The 15,894-nt window shown below is 66.8% G+C and carries 14 protein-coding genes; 4 read left to right on the top strand and 10 right to left on the bottom strand.

The genetic code is table 11. The annotated features are described in order from the left end of the window. Positions 1–92: 92 nt before the first annotated feature. The gene (locus tag ABFP37_RS02555; RefSeq protein ID WP_078027283.1) at positions 93–956 is read right to left on the bottom strand and encodes a CoA ester lyase; all 864 of its coding nucleotides are present in this window, start codon (positions 954–956) and stop codon (positions 93–95) included. 319 nt (positions 957–1,275) lie between these two features. Between ABFP37_RS02555 and ABFP37_RS02550 the strand changes: the two genes are divergently transcribed. Together ABFP37_RS02550 and ABFP37_RS02545 are read left to right on the top strand one after the other, a co-directional pair. Then, a complete protein-coding gene (locus ABFP37_RS02550) occupies positions 1,276–2,295 on the top strand; it encodes an ABC transporter substrate-binding protein (RefSeq protein ID WP_347032647.1) in 1,020 nt (339 codons plus the stop codon). A gap of 62 nt (positions 2,296–2,357) precedes the next feature. Then, a complete protein-coding gene (locus ABFP37_RS02545; RefSeq protein WP_078027285.1) occupies positions 2,358–3,281 on the top strand; it encodes a TauD/TfdA family dioxygenase in 924 nt (307 codons plus the stop codon). A gap of 104 nt (positions 3,282–3,385) precedes the next feature. On the opposite strand, the gene ABFP37_RS02540 is transcribed toward ABFP37_RS02545, so the two are convergent. The 5 genes from ABFP37_RS02540 to ABFP37_RS02520 form a co-directional block, all read right to left on the bottom strand. Further along, complete coding sequence (locus tag ABFP37_RS02540; RefSeq protein ID WP_078027286.1) at positions 3,386–4,354, bottom strand: aldo/keto reductase; 969 nt, start codon at positions 4,352–4,354, stop codon at positions 3,386–3,388. 87 nt (positions 4,355–4,441) lie between these two features. Then, positions 4,442–6,154, bottom strand: a complete 1,713-nt coding sequence (locus ABFP37_RS02535) for a glycoside hydrolase family 13 protein (RefSeq protein WP_347032646.1) — start codon at positions 6,152–6,154, stop codon at positions 4,442–4,444. 52 nt (positions 6,155–6,206) lie between these two features. After that, positions 6,207–7,148 carry a carbohydrate ABC transporter permease gene (locus tag ABFP37_RS02530; protein WP_347032644.1) on the bottom strand — a complete coding sequence of 314 codons (942 nt, stop codon included), beginning with the start codon at positions 7,146–7,148 and terminating at the stop codon, positions 6,207–6,209. After that, entirely contained in the window at positions 7,148–8,101 is a 954-nt protein-coding gene (locus ABFP37_RS02525; protein WP_347032643.1) for a sugar ABC transporter permease, read from the bottom strand. The genes ABFP37_RS02530 and ABFP37_RS02525 overlap by 1 nt, the downstream gene beginning before the upstream one ends. Positions 8,102–8,126: 25 nt before the next feature. After that, on the bottom strand, positions 8,127–9,470 hold the full coding sequence (locus ABFP37_RS02520; protein WP_347032642.1) for an extracellular solute-binding protein: 1,344 nt from the start codon (positions 9,468–9,470) through the stop codon (positions 8,127–8,129). A gap of 250 nt (positions 9,471–9,720) precedes the next feature. On the opposite strand from ABFP37_RS02520, the gene ABFP37_RS02515 reads away from it, so the two are divergent. Then, positions 9,721–10,923: an ROK family transcriptional regulator gene (locus tag ABFP37_RS02515; RefSeq protein WP_078027290.1), complete on the top strand. Its 1,203-nt coding sequence runs from the start codon at positions 9,721–9,723 to the stop codon at positions 10,921–10,923. A 25-nt stretch (positions 10,924–10,948) separates the two neighbouring features. Here the strand turns inward: ABFP37_RS02515 and ABFP37_RS02510 are convergent, their stop codons facing one another. From ABFP37_RS02510 to ABFP37_RS02500, 3 genes are all read right to left on the bottom strand, one after another. Further along, a complete protein-coding gene (locus ABFP37_RS02510; protein ID WP_078027291.1) occupies positions 10,949–12,520 on the bottom strand; it encodes a Na+/H+ antiporter in 1,572 nt (523 codons plus the stop codon). 127 nt (positions 12,521–12,647) lie between these two features. After that, positions 12,648–13,307, bottom strand: a complete 660-nt coding sequence (locus ABFP37_RS02505) for an SDR family oxidoreductase (RefSeq protein WP_347032641.1) — start codon at positions 13,305–13,307, stop codon at positions 12,648–12,650. 66 nt (positions 13,308–13,373) lie between these two features. Beyond that, a complete protein-coding gene (locus ABFP37_RS02500; RefSeq protein ID WP_347032640.1) occupies positions 13,374–13,934 on the bottom strand; it encodes a dihydrofolate reductase family protein in 561 nt (186 codons plus the stop codon). A gap of 247 nt (positions 13,935–14,181) precedes the next feature. On the opposite strand from ABFP37_RS02500, the gene ABFP37_RS02495 reads away from it, so the two are divergent. After that, entirely contained in the window at positions 14,182–14,904 is a 723-nt protein-coding gene (locus ABFP37_RS02495; protein WP_260680594.1) for an HNH endonuclease family protein, read from the top strand. Positions 14,905–14,996: 92 nt separating this feature from the next. Here the strand turns inward: ABFP37_RS02495 and yidC are convergent, their stop codons facing one another. Beyond that, on the bottom strand, positions 14,997–15,836 hold the full coding sequence (yidC, locus tag ABFP37_RS02490; protein WP_347032638.1) for a membrane protein insertase YidC: 840 nt from the start codon (positions 15,834–15,836) through the stop codon (positions 14,997–14,999). Between the last annotated feature and the right edge of the window lie 58 nt (positions 15,837–15,894).

The following is a 15,894-nucleotide window of genomic DNA, read 5'->3' as shown; positions in this document are numbered from 1 at the left end:
GTCCCGGAAGCGGCAGCCGGACCATCCCAAAAGACCCCGTGCACCAGATAGCGGGTATCGGTCACGGGGCCTCCTGAAGGTGCTGCTGCGGGCTAGAGCGCGGGCTGCACCCCAAAGGCTACCGCGAGCTTCATGATCTTCTCGGCGCGGCCCAGGCGGGGCAGGTCGGAGCCGTCGCGGATGACGCGGCCGTTGGCCTCGAAGTCGGCCATGAAGTCGGTGGCCCAGGCGACATCCGACGGCGTGGGGCTGATGACCTCGTTGATGACGCTGGTCTGGTCGATGGCCAGGCAGAGCTTTCCGGTCATGCCCATCATCACCGTGATGCCGGTCTGCTCGCGCAGGATGGGGTGGTTGGTGCCGACAGTGGGGCCGTCGATGGGGCCGGGCAGGTTGCCGACCCGGCTGGCCACCACGAGCTTGGCGCGCGGGTAGGCCATCGCCTCGGGCGTGGCCGCCATGCCCGTGTCGCGGCGGAAGTCGCCGGACCCGAAGGCGAGCCGGAACGCGCCCTGCGCCTTGGCAATGTTGTTGGCTTCCTCGATGCCGAGGGCGCTCTCGACGAGCGCGATGACGGGCGTCTTGCCGTCCATGCGGTGGAAGGACTCGGTGACCTGGTCCGCGGATTCGGTCTTGGCCAGCATGATGCCGAGCAGTCCGGGCGTGCCGCGGAGGCCGGCGAGGTCATCGGCCCAGAAGGGGCTGATGGCGTCGTTGATCCGGACCCAGGCCTGGCCGCCTGCGGTCAGCCAGTTCACCACGTTCTCGCGGGCTGTGTCCTTCTGTGAGGGATCCACCGCGTCCTCGATGTCCAGAATGATGGAATCCGCGCGGGATACCGCCGACTGGTCGAAGAGCTCGGTTTTCATTGCGTTGACCAGTAGCCACGAACGGGCGATTTCGGCGGGGATGTTGCGTTCGTGCCGGGTGATCTCGGCAGTGGAGGAAGACGTCATATACCTACCGTATCCGGCCTGCACCTGCTAAGGCGAAGATGACCGGTCCCCGGCGGAGACCAATACGAACAAAAGCGGGAGTCTACGGCGCGGGAGGCCGTTCCGCGTGCCGTCCGTCACGGGGATTCATCGGCCGAAACACGGCGCCTCATGACCCTGCGTTGCGCGGTATTTCAGCGGATTTCCAAGGGTTTCCTGCCGTGACCGGGCCGCTTTCCTGCGCCGGCCAAGTGCGCTTACATCGATCCATCGGGCCGCTGCGGCGGCCGGCAGTAACCCTGGCCACAGAGCCAGCCAAGCAACCATCGAAGGAACCCCCATGAAACGACACCTGACCATCCTGAGTGCTGCGGCCGCCGTCGTCATCGCCCTGACGGTGTCCGGCTGCGGTGGCCCCTCGGTGGCCGGCACCGGCGCCCCGGGCGCCACCGAGGTCAAGGAGCTCCGGTACCAGGGCTGGGCCAACACCGTGACCCTCCCCGAACTGGCCCAGGATCTCGGCTACCTGGGCGATGTGAAGCTGAACTGGGTGGGCAACACCATCAGCGGCCCGCAGGACATCCAATCCGCGGCCACCGGCCAGACGGACTTCGGCGGCGCCTTCGCGGGTGCCGTGGTGAAGCTCGTCGAGGCCGGGGCACCGGTCAAGGCCGTCATCAACTACTACGGCGAAGACAGCAAGACCTTCAACGGCTACTACGTGAAGGCGGACAGCCCGATCCGGACGGCCCGGGACTTCATCGGCAAGAAGATCGCGGTCAACACCCTCGGAGCGCACTCGGAGGCCGTGATCAACACCTACCTCAGGAAGAACGGGCTCAGCGCGGACGAGATCAAGCAGGTCCAGCTCGTGGTGGTGCCGCCCAACGACACCGAGGAAGCTATCCGCCGAGGACAGGTGGATGCAGGCTCACTGGGCAGCATCCTCCAGGACAAGGCCATCGCCAACGGAGGGCTGCGGTCCGTCTTCAGCGACTTCGACCTGTTCGGCAGCTTTGCCGGCGGCCCCTACGTGCTCCGGGAAGACTTCATCGCCCAGAACCCCAACACCACCCGGACGTTCACCACGGGCGTCGCGAAAGCCATCGAGTGGGAACGCACCACGCCGCGCCAGGAAGTGATTGCGCGCTTCACCAAGATCCTGAAGGAGCGCGGCCGCAATGAGAACCCCGCCGCCCTGCAGTACTGGAAGAGCGTGGGCGTCCCCAACAAGGGCGAAATCAAGGACGAGGACTTCACCCGCTGGAACGAATACCTGAAGTCGGTGGGCATCATCAAGTCCGACCTGGATCCCAAGAAGCTCTACACCAACGAGTTCAACGGACTCATTTCCAACTAACACACCGCCAGATACGCACCGCCAGTAACCCACCGCCAGCGCCACCACAGTAAGGAAGAACAATGACCGTCATTACCGAAACCAAGCTCGAATTCGCCAAGCTGGGCTCCCGCATCGGGGCCGAGATCCGCGGCCTGGACCTCAGCGGGGACCTCTCCGCCGAGACTGTCGCCCAGATCCGCGCGGCACTCAACGAGCACAAGGCCCTGGTGTTCCGGGAAGCCAACATCCTCACCGACGAGGCACAGGTGAAGTTCGCCAGCCACTTCGGACCACTCACGAAGGCCCACCCCACGGTCGCATCCGTAGAGGGCGAGGAAAACGTCCTGCCGGTGGACAGCGAGAACGGCTCCGCCAACAACTGGCACACGGACGTCACGTTTGTGGTCAACCCGCCGCAGGCCTCCACCCTGCGCAGCATCGACCTGCCGGCGTACGGCGGCGAAACGCTGATCGCGTCCTCCGGTGCCGCATACCGCGACCTGCCGGATGAACTGCGCAACTTCGCTGACACGCTCTGGGCAATCCACACCAACGACTATGACTACTCGGTGCCCAAGAACCTGGAGCATGCCAACGCCGAAGAGCGCCGCAAGGAGTTCACCCGGCTCAAGTTCGAGACCGCCCACCCCGTGGTGCGTGTCCACCCGCTGACCGGCGAGCGCGGATTGTTCATCGGGGGCTTCGCGCAGCGCCTGCGGATCGTGGGCCTGTCCAACACCGAGTCCAGGGACATCATCCGGCTGCTGCAGGCCTACGTCACCCGGCCCGAGAACGTGGTGCGGGTCAACTGGGAGCCCAACCAGCTGGTGCTCTTCGACAACCGGATCACCCAGCACTACGCTCCGGACAACTACGACGGCCAGCCGCGCAAGCTCAACCGCGTCACGATTGCCGGCGACATCCCGGTGGGCGTGGACGGCACGCAGAGCCAGGCTCTGAAGGGCGACTCCTCCACGTATTCGGAAGTCGCCCCGCTGAACTAGCGGCCCCCAGCCCAACTAGGTCGCAGTTAATGTCGTTTTGAACGCTCATAACGACATCTACTGCGACCTAGTTGGGTTAAGCGGGGCGAATGAGCGGGCCGGGGTTAAGGGATGTTGGTTCCCCGGGCCGTGACCCACAGCTGGTACCACTCGGCCCGGGTCATGGCTTCGGCCGCGCGGGCGGCCCCGGCACAGGCGCGGATCCGGTCCGGATTGGCGGTTCCGATGACCGGCGCGATCCCTGCCGGGTGCCGCATGAGCCACCCCAGCAGCACGGCTTCGGCCGTGGTTCCCTTGTCCCGCGCCATGTCCGCCAGCAGCGCAGCCGTGGCGGCCTCGGCAGGTGTGGGCCGTTCGGGCGGATTCCCCGTGTAGTGCCCGCGTGCCATTGCGCCGTAGGCCTGCAGGGTGATCCCCTGCCGTGCGCAGTATTCGATCGTGCCGTGGGGGAAGCTGTGATCCGCCGATTCCGGGTGGTTGACGAGCACCGTGCTCTCGAGCCAGGACCGCTTCAGCAGGCTCATCTCCAGCTGGTTGGCCACCACCGGCGTCTCCAGGGCGTCCTGGAGGTACGCAATCTGCTCGCCGGACATGTTGGACACGCCCAGCGCCCGCACCTTGCCTTCCGCCATGAGCTTCCCGACGGCGGCCGCCACCTCGGCCGGGTCCATCAGGGGATCCGGGCGGTGCAGCATCAGGACGTCCACGTAGTCCGTGCGCAGGCGCTCGAGGCTGCCGTTCACGCGCTCAATGATCGAATCGCCGCTGAGATCGTAGTGGGTTTCCAGTCCGCGCTCGTTGAGGCGGATGCCGCACTTGGTCTGCAGCCGGATGCGCTCGCGCAGGCCCGGCGTTGACGCCAGCACCTCACCGAAGACAGCCTCGGACTTGCCCCGGCGGTAGATGTCCGCGTGGTCGAACAGTGTGATGCCTGCATCCAGCGCCGCGTCGACGGCGGCAGCGGCCTCCTCCACGTGGTGGACGTCATGCGGTTCGTCGGACCATCCGCCGCCAAGGCCCATGCAGCCGTAGATGAGCTCCTGCGCGGACGATGGAACGTTGTGATCAGTCATTGCTTCACTCTTTCATGAGTCGCGGCAGACGCACAGGTGGCGGCGCCCCGGCCGGGCACCGCCACCTTTACTTGTTGTTGAGTTATGTCAGCGCAGCCAGGCCGTGGTGTTGGCGGGCAGCCTGCCCTCTTCCAGCGGGGCGCTGCTGACCAGCACGGTCCCGGCGGGAAGCTCGACGGCGGTGTCGCCGAAGTTGGTCACGGACTGCCAGCCGCCGGGGCGGCTGAAGTGCAGGACCTCCGGGTTGCCGGTTTCGATCCATTCCAGCTCTTCGTCGGACTGCAGTTCCCGGCGCAGCTTCAGGGCCGTGCGGTAGAGCTCCAGGGTGGAGCCTTCGGTGCCGTCCTGGGCCTCGACGGCGTACTTGCTGAACCAGTCCGGCTGCGGCAGGTGGGCCCCGCCGTCGCCGAAGCCGAAGGAGGTCCCCTCAACCTTCCACGGCAGGGGCACGCGGCAGCCGTCACGGCCTACTTCGACGCCCTTGTTGCGGAAGAACGACGGGTCCTGGCGCTCGGCGTCGGGGATGTCCGCGACTTCCTGGAGGCCCAGCTCCTCGCCCTGGTACAAGTAGGCGGAGCCGGGTACCGCGAGCATCAGCAGCGTGGCGGCGCGGGCGCGGCGCTCGCCGAGCGCCACGTCCAGGTCCTCTTCGGGGCCGCCGGCCAGCAGCCAGTCCTTGCCGTCCTGGCCCTTGGCGTGCTTCTTGGCCTTGGAGGTCTTCGGCAGGCCGTAGCGCGTGGCGTGCCGGACGACGTCGTGGTTGGAGAAGACCCAGGTGGAGGACGCACCGGTGGCGGCCGCCTCGGCGAGGTTGCGGGCGATGATTTCCCGGAACTCCTCGGCGTCGAAATCGGCCTGCAGGAGGTCGAAGTTGAACGCCTGGCCCAGGCCCTCGGGGCTCGCGTAGCGCGGCCGCCGGGTGGCGTGCACCCAGGCTTCGGCCACGGCGGTGCGCGGCGGGTTGTACTCGTTGAAGACCTCGCGCCATTCGGTGTAGACCTCGTGGACTTCGTCGCGGTCCCAGAACGGGTGCGAGCCGTCATCGAAACCGTCGGTCCCGGTGTTGGCCGCGCTCAATTCCAGCTTGGACAGCAGCGGTTCGGTGAGGTCCTTGGTCAGGGCGTGCGCCACGTCCACGCGGAAGCCGTCCACGCCGCGGTCGGACCAGAAGCGCAGGGTCTTGAGGAAGTCGTCCCGGATTTCCCGGTTGGCCCAGTTCAGGTCTGGCTGCTCCTTGGCGAAGATGTGCATGTACCACTGGCCGGGGGTGCCGTCCGGTTCGGTGATGCGCTCCCAGGCGGGTCCGCCGAAGACCGAGTCCCAGTCCGACGGCGGAAACTCGCCGTTCGGGCCCTTGCCGTCACGGAAGATGTAGCGGTCACGCGCCGCGGAACCCTTGGGGGACGCGAGGGCTTCCCTGAACCATTCATGCCGGTCCGAGGAGTGGTTGGGGACGATGTCAGCGATGAGCTTGATGCCGGCTGCGTGCAGGGCCGCTGCCATCTCGTCAAAGTCCTCCAGCGTGCCCAGCTTGGGGTCGACGTCGCGGTAGTCGTCCACGTCGTAGCCGCCGTCGGCGAGCGCCGACGGGTAGAACGGGCTGAGCCAGACGGCGTCGATCCCCAGCGATTTCAGGTACGGGACCCTGGCCGTGATGCCCTTGATGTCGCCCAGGCCGTCCCCGTTGGAATCGGCGAAGCTGCGCGGGTAGATCTGGTAGACGGATGCCTGACGCCACCAGTTCGGATCGGCCAAGCGGTCGGAATCGGACAGGGTTGCCAGTGTGGCAGTGGTGGACAAGGGATGATCCTTTTCTTGTGGTTGGGGTTATTGCTGGACTGGATTGATGGGTCTACTTAACGGCCCCGCGCATGACTCCGGAGAGTACCCAACGCTGGGCCAGGATGTAAACCACCAATGTGGGGGCCATGGCCATCAGGTAGGACGCGAACGCGAGGCTGTAGTTGGTGTTGAACTCGCCCTGGAACAGCATCTGCACCACGGGGAGGGTCTGGAGGGAGGGGTCGGCGATCATCATCTGGGGCAGCAGGAAGTCGTTCCAGGAGCCGAGGAAGGCGAAGATGCCCACGGTCGCGTTCATGGGGGCCAGCAGCGGGAAGATGATCTTGCGGAACACCTGCCACGTGGTGGCGCCGTCCATGCGGGCCGATTCCTCCAGCTCCACCGGGATGGAGCGGACGAAGGCGATGTAGAGCAGGGTGTTGAACGAAATCCCGCCGAGCACGTGCAGGAACACGACGCCGGCCGGGTTGTCCAGGCCAAGGAGTGCGGTCTGCTTGATCAGCGGCAGGATGATCACCGGGAACGGGATGAACATGGCCGAGAGCAGGTAGATGAAGGAGCCGCGGAAGAACCTCCGGTTCCAGTTCCGCGCGATGGCGTAGGCCACAAGCGAACTGCTGGCCAGCGAACCGAGGACGCTCAGCACGGTGACAAAGGCGGTGGACATGAACGCCCGCGGGAAGTCCGTGGAAACGTAGGCCGCCGAGAAGTTTTCCCAGTTCATCGGCGTGGGCCAGGCCAGTCCCGTTCCCGTACCGATCTGGTCCGGTGACTTCAGCGCCATGGCCACGGTGAAGTACAGCGGCAGCAGGACCGTCAGCGAGGCCACGATCATCAGCGCGGTGAGCCACCAGTTGACCTTGTAGCCCTCGCGGCCGGAGCGGCGGGGGCGTCGGGGGCCGCCGGAGAGGCCGGAGCGGCCGGAGCGGCCGGCCTTGCGTGCGGGAGCCGCGGCTACGGCCAGGGTGTCGGAAAGTGTGGAAGCGGTCATTAGAGTGAAACCCCCCGGCGCTGGATGAGGCGCAGCTGGATGACGGAGATCAGCAGGGTGATCAGGAAATAGATGACGGCGTTGGCCATCTGGTAGGAGTAGTCGCCGCCGGTAAAGCCGGAGAAGATGCGCATCGCCACCGACTGGGTTGCCATGCCGGGGCCGCCACCCGTGAGTCCCACGATGATCTCGTAGGTCCCCAGGAAGCCCTTGAACCCCAGGATCACATTGATCACGAGGTAGCCGAGGATCAGCGGCAGGGTCAGGCTCATGAACTGCCGGAAACTACCCGCGCCGTCGAGGTCAGCGGCTTCGTACACTTCGGACGGCACGCTCTGCAGCCCTGCCAGGTAGATGATGGTGGCGCCGGGGGCCGCCTGCCACACCGTGACCAGCACGATGGCGAGCCAGGCGAGGTTCTCGTTGGCGAGGATGCTCGTGGCGAGCGGCGTCACACCGAGCCGCTCAGCCAGCACTGGAAGGGTGTTGGAGAACAGGTAGTTGAACACGAAGGACACGATCAGGGCCGACAGCACCATGGGCATGAAGAACACGGTGCGGATGCCCGTGCGCCACTTGATCTTGGCGTTCAGGCCCAAGGCGATCGCCAGGGCCACGACGTTGACCACCACGGTGGTGGCCAGGGCGAAGACGAACGTGAAGATGTAGGACTGAAGGACCGCCGGGTCCTTGAAAATGTTGACGTAGTTGGACAGTCCGATGAACTTCCAGTCGCCGTAGCCGGCGTAGTTCGTGAGGCTGAAAAAGACGCCCACGAGGGCCGGAAGGGTGATGAAAAAGGCGAAGAGTGCCAGGACGGGAACGATCATCCAGTAGTACGTGGGATCGATTCTGTTCCCGGACCGGACGGTTGTGGTTTTGGCGGAGGCGGAAGTCGGTGCGTTGCGTCCTGCGGGAGGGGCTGTCTGGGCCACCCGGGATGTTGCGGTCATTGGGGCTCCTGGAGTCGGGCGGGTGTCAGACGGCGGTGCGCTCGGCAACGCGCCGCCATTCGTCGTCGAGGGCTGTGAGGAACTGTTCGCCGTTCTTGCCGTACACAAAGGACTGGACGTAGTTGTTCAGCGGCACGGACGGCGGGAAGTAGGTGCCGGCGCCCTGGTAGTAGCGTGCTTCCTTGACGGAGGCGCCCAGCCCGCTGATCTGCGGATTTTCGACGGCGGGAGCGTCCTTGAGCGGGGAGAACGCGGCGTTCTTTTCGTTGTAGGTGTTGACCACCGACGGCTCCAGGAGATAGTTGACGAACCGCTGCGCAGCGGCCATGTTGGGCGTGTTGCGGGTAATGGAGAGCGCCATGTCCACATTCACGCGGGCTTTGGTCTCCTCCGGGTTGTTCGTCACCGGCAGGGGGAAGCTTCCGAGCCGGATCCCCTTGTTCGCTGCAACCAGCTGGGACAGAGCCCACGGGCCCTGCAGGTACATCGCCGCCTGGCCCTTGGAAAACGCGGCGTTGCCGTCTGCGTAGTTCTTGCTGGCTGCGCCGCTCTGGGCGAAGGACGCCAGCTGCAGCATCTTTGGCAGCGCCGGGCCGAAGTTGTTGGCGAAGGACTCGGGCGCGTCAGCTGTGATGGCGGCGCCCCTGGCATTGAGCTTCGAGAAGAAGTCCGCAACATCCAGCGAGCCGCCGGCGACGTAGTCGAACATGCCCTGCGCGAGGGTCCAGGGATCCTTGTACGTGCCGTAGATCGGCGCGATGCCTGCTGCCTTGAACGTTTCGCAGGCGGCAACAAACTCGTCCCAGGTGGTGGGGACCGCCACGCCCTTGGCCTCGAAGATGTCCCTGTTGTAGATGACCCCGGCTGCCGCCAGCGAGAAGGGCAGGGCGCTGACCTCGTTCCCGTTGTACTGGCCCCAGGAGCTGATGAGCTCCTGCATCTTGGGATCGATGGTGGCGGTCACCGGCATGCCTGAAAGGTCGGCGAAGATGCCTTTCTTGACGAAGTCGGCGGTGGCCTGTGCGAATCCGCGGGTGACGACGTCCGGCGGATCGTTGCGGACCAGCCCGGGAACAAAGTTGCCTTCGTTGAAGTCCTGGATGACCCGGATGTCCGGGTTCAGTGCCTCGAAATCCTTGATGACCTGGTTGAAGTAGGCCACCACCTCGGGCTTGTTCTGCATGAACCGGAGCATGGTCACGCCGTTTTGGGTGCTGGGCGCGGCGCCGCAGCCGGCGAGGGGCAGCAGGGCGGCGGCGCCAGCGAGGCCTGCGAACTTCAGCAGCGCGCGCCTGCCAACCGGCGCGTTCCCGCTGAGCGCGGCATTTCCGCTAACCAGGGCGTTCCCGCTGAGCGCGGCGGCGCTCACGGGGCGGATACCGACGTGAGCGGGGGCGGGGACTGGGAAGGCTTGGGCTGGAGGGGCCGGGGTGGTCCGGGCGGGCAGTGCTTCAGGATGCTGTTCACGGTTGCTCCTTTGCAAAAGGGGTGAAGGTCTGGTTCTGGAAGGCAAAGCCGGTGGTCGGCGGCCGTCCGGCCCACCATGCTCAAAGTTTATATAGAATCTAAATTTAGTTCCTCAAGTATTATGTGGTGAAAAGCACAAGGAGGTCAACACCATGCCCGAGATGACGGCGGCCACGCCCCAGCTGTTGCGGCGGGTGAGCGCCGGGGCTGTCCTGGATTTCATGCGCGCCTCCCAGGCCGTGACCGTCACCGACGTCATGCAGGCCACCGGCCTTACCCGGGCGACCGCGATCTCGGTGTGCGAAGACCTCATGCATCGGGGCTGGATCCGGGAGCTGGAAAACCAGCGTGCCTTCGGCGGATACCAAAAGGGCAGGCCCGCCCGCAGGTTCGAGCTGAACGAACGCGGCGGCTACGTCCTGGGGATGGACGTGGGCTACTCCAAGGCCACGGTGGTGGTGTCCGATCTCCGCGGCAAGGTCCTGGGACGGTCCAGCCAGCCGTTCGCGCTGGCCGAGATCACCGCCGAGGAACGCGTGGCCATGATCGACAAGACCGCCATGGTGGCCCTGCACAGCGTGGGCGCCTCCCCCGACTCCGTGCTGGCCGTCTGTGCCGGCATCGCCGCTCCGGTGGACCGCAAGGGAAACGTGCTGGCGGCCCAGCAGTTCTGGGGGCTCTTCGACGTCGGGCTTAAGGCCGCGCTTCAGGAGCTCCGCGGGTGGACGGTGCTGCTCGAAAACGACGCGAACCTCGCCGCCCTGGGCGAGCGCTGGCGCGGGGCGGCCGAAGGCGTGGACGACGTCGTCGTCATCCTGGCCAGTGAGCGTGTCGGTGCCGGAGTGCTCGACGACGGGCGCCTGCTGCATGGCATCGGCGGCGGCGCCGGCGAACTGGCGTTCCTCGACATGGTGGAGGGCGTGGGAAACACGTTCGGCATCGCCGCCCTGGCCAGGGAGTGGGCGGAGGAGGCGCTGGCCGGACCAGCGAGGACGTCACTCCGCGAGCACGCCAAGGAGGGCGTCGAACCCGAACACGTCTTCGCGGCCGCCGCCGCGGGAGACACCGTGGCCCTGGGAATCCTGGACCGGCTGGCCGAGCGGATGGCAAGGATCATTGGCGCCGTCGCCACGATCATCAACCCGGAACTGGTGGTCATCGGCGGGGCCGTGGCCAACTCGGCGGGCGTCTTGCTGGCGCCCATCGCCCGTCACCTCAAGGAGTTCACCGCGACGGCCCCGAAGCTGGCGGTTTCGCCGCTGGGCGACTCCATCGTGACGGTGGGGGCCGTCAGGTGCGCCCTGGATTACGTGGAGAAGAACACCCTGGACCTGGAGCTGTCCCTGCCGGCCTAGGCGCTGTCCGTCCTCCGCCGCCGACTCATTCCGGCATGATCATGGTGCGCAGGTCCAGCTGGCGCAGCACCCGGTCCGCCACTTCCGGATCCATGTCCGACTCGCTGCGGGCCGCCACGACCTCCTGGCGGGCGGCGTCCAGGGCGATGGTCTGGACCGTGATGGCCAGCTCCCGGCCGCGCTCGCGCTTCTCGGCCAGGCTTTCGTTCTGCAGGCTGCCGTCCAGGAGTTCGGCGTGCAGGCGGGTCATTTTCTCCTTCACCAGCGCCACCTTCTCCGGCGGCAGCTCCTTGACGAGCTCGTGGTCCTTGAGCGCAGCCACCGCGGCCGCCTGGGCTCGCCTGGCCAGGAGGCGGGCCGCGTCCCGCTCCTCCGTGCCGTCCTGGGAGGCCTTCAGGACCCGCATCAGCCACGGCAGGGTGAGCCCCGGCAGCACCAGCGTGGCGAGCAGCACGGCGCAGGCTATGACCAGCAGCTCGTCCCGCGCCGGGAACGGCGTGCCGTCCGCGAGGGTGAGCGGGAGTGCCAGTGCGAGCGCCAGTGTGGCGAGGCCGCGCATGCCGCACCACGTCAGGATGAGGACCTCCTTGGCGGACGCGGGCTGCAGCAGGTTCTTGCGCTTGCGGGCGGACAGAGCCAGCAGGCCCAGCCAGCCGAACCGCACCGCGAACACCAGGATGCAGACCACCACTGCGGTGCCCACCATGCCGAGGATCCCGGAGCCTTCCGTGCGGATGACGTCCTGGATTTCCAGCCCCACGAGGCCGAAGGCCAGCCCGGTGACGAGGAGTTCCACCACGTCCCAGAAGGCCGTCCGCGTGACGCGTTCGGCGGCATCCTGCGGGCGGGAGTGGCGCTGCATCTCCAACGCCGTCACCACGACGGCGATCACGCCGGATGCGTGGAACTCTTCAGCCAGGATGTAGGCGGCGAACGGCACCACGAGGGTGACTGCGCTGCGGGCCACCATGGACTGCACCAGCCTGGTGATCAGCGCGGTCAGCCAGCCCATGGCGATCCCGACCACCACGGCAAGGGCAGCTCCCACCACGAACTTGAGGACGACGTCGGACCCCAGCTTGGTGCCGGCCACCGCGGCGGCCACTGCGGCCTGGAAGATCACGATGGCGGCGGCGTCGTTGAAGAGGCCCTCACTCTGGAGCACCGTGATGAGGCGCCGCGGCATGTGGACGCGGCCGGCCACGGATTCGACGGCCACGGGGTCAGGCGGGGCCACCATGGCGCCCAGGGCGATGGCGGCCGGGATGCCGATGCCCGGGATCATCAGCCATGCCGCGCCCGCGACCACCGCCGTGGAGATCACTACGAGGGCCACAGCGAGCATGATGAGCGTTCGCCAGCGCACCCGGAACACGGCCCAGGAACTGCGCTGGGCCGTGGCGAACAGCAGCGGGGGCAGGAAGATCGGCAGGATGAGCTCGGGCGGGATCTCAAGGTCCGGAAAGCCTGGGATGAACGTCAGCGCCACGGCGAGGATGAGCATCAGGACCGGGTAGGGCAGCCGGAGTCGGTCTCCCAGGCCCACCGCCACCACGGTGGCGAGCAGGAGTCCGATGATGAGTGCCAGCTGGTCCATGTGCTCACTTTCCCCGGAGTGTTGGGCCTGCACCGTCCCGTGAACGGGGCGCAGGCCGTGCCTTTCCACAATACCGGGAACACCGTGCGGCCTTTTCGACGGCGGCTGGCCTCCGCCGCGCCGGCCGCTACTTCACGAGTTCCAGCGCGGCGGCGACCGGGAGCGTGCCGTCCCGGAATTCGATGGTCTTGCCGGCGGTTCCCGGCAATTCGAGCACGGCCGCCACGACGATCGCCACATTGGCGCGCGAAATCTCGGCGCCCTGCCAGGAGTTATCGGGGTTGACGTCGATCAGGCCGTTCCCCGGCCCGTTGGTGAGCTGGCCGGGGCCGAGGATGGTCCAGTCCAGGCCCGTGCCGCGCAGGTATTCATCCGCGGCGGCCTTGGCCTCGGCATAAGCGAAGAAGCCGTTGTCCTCGGGGACGCCGTGGTCCGGTCCGGCGCCGAAGTACGACACCATGACGTAGCGGCCCACACCTGCCTCCGCCGCCGCATCCATCGACCGGATGGCGGCGTCGCGGTCCACGGCGTAGGTGCGCTGCGGGGCCCCTCCCCCAGCACCGGCGGACCAGACCACGGCGTCGTGGTTCCGGAGCGCGGCGGCGATTTCCGCCGTCGTCGAGTTTTCAACGTCCAGGACCGACGGCGAGGCGCCGGTGGCCGCGACGTCGGCGGTGTGGTCCGGGTTGCGGATGAAGGACGTGACGCTGCGCCCCTCTTCCGTGAGGAGGGCGGACAGGTGGAGGGCCACTTTGCCGTGGCCGCCGATGATAGCGATTCGGGTCATGCCACCCATTGTGTCCCAGCCTGCCCGGGAGCCCCAGTCCCGCCGCCGCCGCGGCGCGGCCAGGCGTCAGGTCCGGTTCCGGTAGCGGAGGTAGACCACACCGTTCCCGAACCGCCTTTCGTCGAGCAGTTCGAGCCGGAGCCGGACGTCGTCCGGGAAGAACTTCTTGCCGCCGCCAACCGCCAAGGGCGAGACGAACATCTGGAACTCGTCCACAAGGCCCGCCCGGATGGCCGAGGCGGCGAGGTCCGGACCGCCGATGATCAGGTCCTGTTCGGCTTCCGCCTTGAGCCGCCGGACGGCGTCGGCGTCGAACTCGCGCTCAATCTTGGTCCGTTCGGTGGACGGCTGGGCCAGCGTCCGGGAGAAGACCACTTTGTCGGCCGCCTTCCACAGCTGCGCGAAATCCTGGACGTAGTCCGGCTCCCCGGCGAAGGCGTCCGGATCCTCCCACGCGGCCATCACCTCGTACAGCCGGCGGCCATAGAGGTGGGTCCCCACCGGGCGCAGCAGCTCGTTGACCAACGTGTGCACCTCGGCGTCGGGTTCGCCCCAGTCGAAGTCGCCGTCGCGGTCCGCCACGAAGCCGTCCAGCGACATGATGAGCGAGTAGATCAGCGTGGCCATGGCGGCCCTCCTGTGTTCGGCGGCGGACTTTTCCCGGGCGGGCAGCCGCAAATCCGACCCTAGGTTCGGTATGGCCGGATGGCAACAGGATGGCGCTGGCGCGCACCCGCTCATGGCCCTCCGCAGCATTGGCACAGGTTTGGATCAAGACCTGATCAAGGGCCCGCTTCCCGAGCTTTTCCGCTGTCATGCTGGTCTTCGCATCAATCAGTGCGCATCAGATTTTCATTACTCACATGGGGGAATCATGCCGTCAGGCCGGTTCAAACACGTCCGGATTCGGGCATCACTAGCTTCACTCTTCGGCCGGGCGGCCCTGGGCAGGTCCCTCGCCGCCTCGGGCCTGGCCGCGGGACTTCTCCTCGCCGGCCTCGCCGTGCCGGCGGAAGCGGCCACCTACTACTCGGCGACGCTGCGCACCGCGGCGCGGTCGCTGCCGGTCGCGGCCGAAAACAACGCAGGCTACGACCGGACCCGCTACTTCGGCACGTGGCTGGACGCCAACCGCGACTGCCAGAACACCCGCGCCGAGGTCCTCCTCCAAGAAGCGAAGGCCGCCGCGACGTACACCACCACCCGGAAGTGCACGGTCCGCACGGCACGCTGGGTGACCACCTGGGATAACCGGACGCACTACTCCGCCACGGCCGTGGAAATCGACCACACGGTCCCGGTCCACGAGGCATGGGGCTCCGGGGCGCGCTTCTGGTCGCAGGCGCGGCGGGTGGCGTTCTACAACGATCTGGGCGACGCGCGCTCCCTGAATGCCCAGACGGCGGCCCTGAACTCCGCGAAGCAGGCTCGGGGACCTGAATCGTGGATGCCGCCCGCCAACAAATGCGCCTACATCGGCCAGTGGATCGCCGTGAAGATCCGGTGGGGCCTGCGCGTGGACAGCGTGGAGAAGGCCGCCCTGATCCGGTATGCCGATTCATGCCCCAACGTGATGGTGAGCGTCACCAAAGTCTGACGCCGGTCCTGCAGGAAGGCCCCGCACCGTCCGACGGCGGTGCGGGGCTTTTTCTTGCCGGTTTAGGGGCGTCGGCTGGTCTCCGTCGCGGGTCACCCCGGGCGCGGGACGTCACCGTGGCCTGGCGCCGGCGGGCCGGTGACAACGCGGTGCTGCACCATGGTCCACAGGTTGGAAACGGTCCAGTAGATCAGGACGCCTATGGGAAAGACGACGCCGCCCACCCCGAACACGATCGGCAGGATGTAAAGCAGCACCTTCTGCTGCCGCATGAAGGGGCTGGCCATGGCGTCATCGGGCATGCTCATGGCCATGATGTGCTTCTGCGTGACGAACTGCGCGGCCGTCATGGTCAGGATCATCACGATGGTCAGGATGGTGACCGCTGCCTGGCTGCCCCCGGCACCTCCGTGCAGCAGCGAGGCCGACAACGGTGCGCCGAAAATGCTTGCCTCGTCGAACTGCGCCACCTGGTCGCGGCTCATGGCACCGATGCCCCTGCCCTGGCCTTTGGCTGCGGTGATCCCGGAGAGCACCTGGAAGAGGGCGAAGAAGAACGGCGTCTGGATCAGCAGGGGCAGGCAGGCGGAGAAGGGGTTGGTGCCGTGCTCCTTGTAGAGCGCCATCTGTTCCTGGGCCATAGCCTGCCGGGACAGCGGATCGGTTTTGCCCTTGTACTTGTCCTGCAACTTCTGCAGGTCGGGCTGCAGAAGCCGCATCCGGCGCTGCGCCTTGATCTGCTTCAGGAACACGGGAATCAGGGCGGCCCGGATGACCAGCACCAGCCCGATGATGGACAGCGTCCAGGTCCAGCCGCTTGCCGCCGGCATGCCCGCGAAGCTCAGGCCCTCATGGATGCCCACCATGATGACGGACACAAGCCACTTGAACGGAAACATGATTGTTTCGAAGAGGTCCACTGATATCCCCATTCGCCAGTGCTGCCAAGCTACGGGGAAACGTGGTTCTTGTCACGGTCCCGCGTTGCAG

The sequence above is a fragment of the Burkholderia sp. RS01 genome (assembly GCF_039748055.1).
Lineage (GTDB): Bacteria > Actinomycetota > Actinomycetes > Actinomycetales > Micrococcaceae > Arthrobacter.
The sequence above is the reverse complement of the archived record's forward strand: the minus strand, read 5'-3'. Positions and strand labels throughout refer to the sequence as shown.

Excerpts from the sequence above, each read along its gene's own strand:
- ABFP37_RS02500 (WP_347032640.1), bottom strand. The coding sequence starts at position 13,934 with ATGGCCACGCTGATCTACTCGCTCATCATGTCGCTGGACGGCTTCGTG.
- ABFP37_RS02505 (WP_347032641.1), bottom strand. The coding sequence starts at position 13,307 with ATGACCCGAATCGCTATCATCGGCGGCCACGGCAAAGTGGCCCTCCAC.
- yidC (WP_347032638.1), bottom strand. The coding sequence starts at position 15,836 with ATGGGGATATCAGTGGACCTCTTCGAAACAATCATGTTTCCGTTCAAG.
- ABFP37_RS02540 (WP_078027286.1), bottom strand. The coding sequence starts at position 4,354 with ATGACTGATCACAACGTTCCATCGTCCGCGCAGGAGCTCATCTACGGC.
- ABFP37_RS02545 (WP_078027285.1), top strand. The coding sequence starts at position 2,358 with ATGACCGTCATTACCGAAACCAAGCTCGAATTCGCCAAGCTGGGCTCC.
- ABFP37_RS02525 (WP_347032643.1), bottom strand. The coding sequence starts at position 8,101 with ATGACCGCAACATCCCGGGTGGCCCAGACAGCCCCTCCCGCAGGACGC.
- ABFP37_RS02550 (WP_347032647.1), top strand. The coding sequence starts at position 1,276 with ATGAAACGACACCTGACCATCCTGAGTGCTGCGGCCGCCGTCGTCATC.
- ABFP37_RS02515 (WP_078027290.1), top strand. The coding sequence starts at position 9,721 with ATGCCCGAGATGACGGCGGCCACGCCCCAGCTGTTGCGGCGGGTGAGC.
- ABFP37_RS02495 (WP_260680594.1), top strand. The coding sequence starts at position 14,182 with ATGCCGTCAGGCCGGTTCAAACACGTCCGGATTCGGGCATCACTAGCT.
- ABFP37_RS02530 (WP_347032644.1), bottom strand. The coding sequence starts at position 7,148 with ATGACCGCTTCCACACTTTCCGACACCCTGGCCGTAGCCGCGGCTCCC.
- ABFP37_RS02510 (WP_078027291.1), bottom strand. The coding sequence starts at position 12,520 with ATGGACCAGCTGGCACTCATCATCGGACTCCTGCTCGCCACCGTGGTG.
- ABFP37_RS02555 (WP_078027283.1), bottom strand. The coding sequence starts at position 956 with ATGACGTCTTCCTCCACTGCCGAGATCACCCGGCACGAACGCAACATC.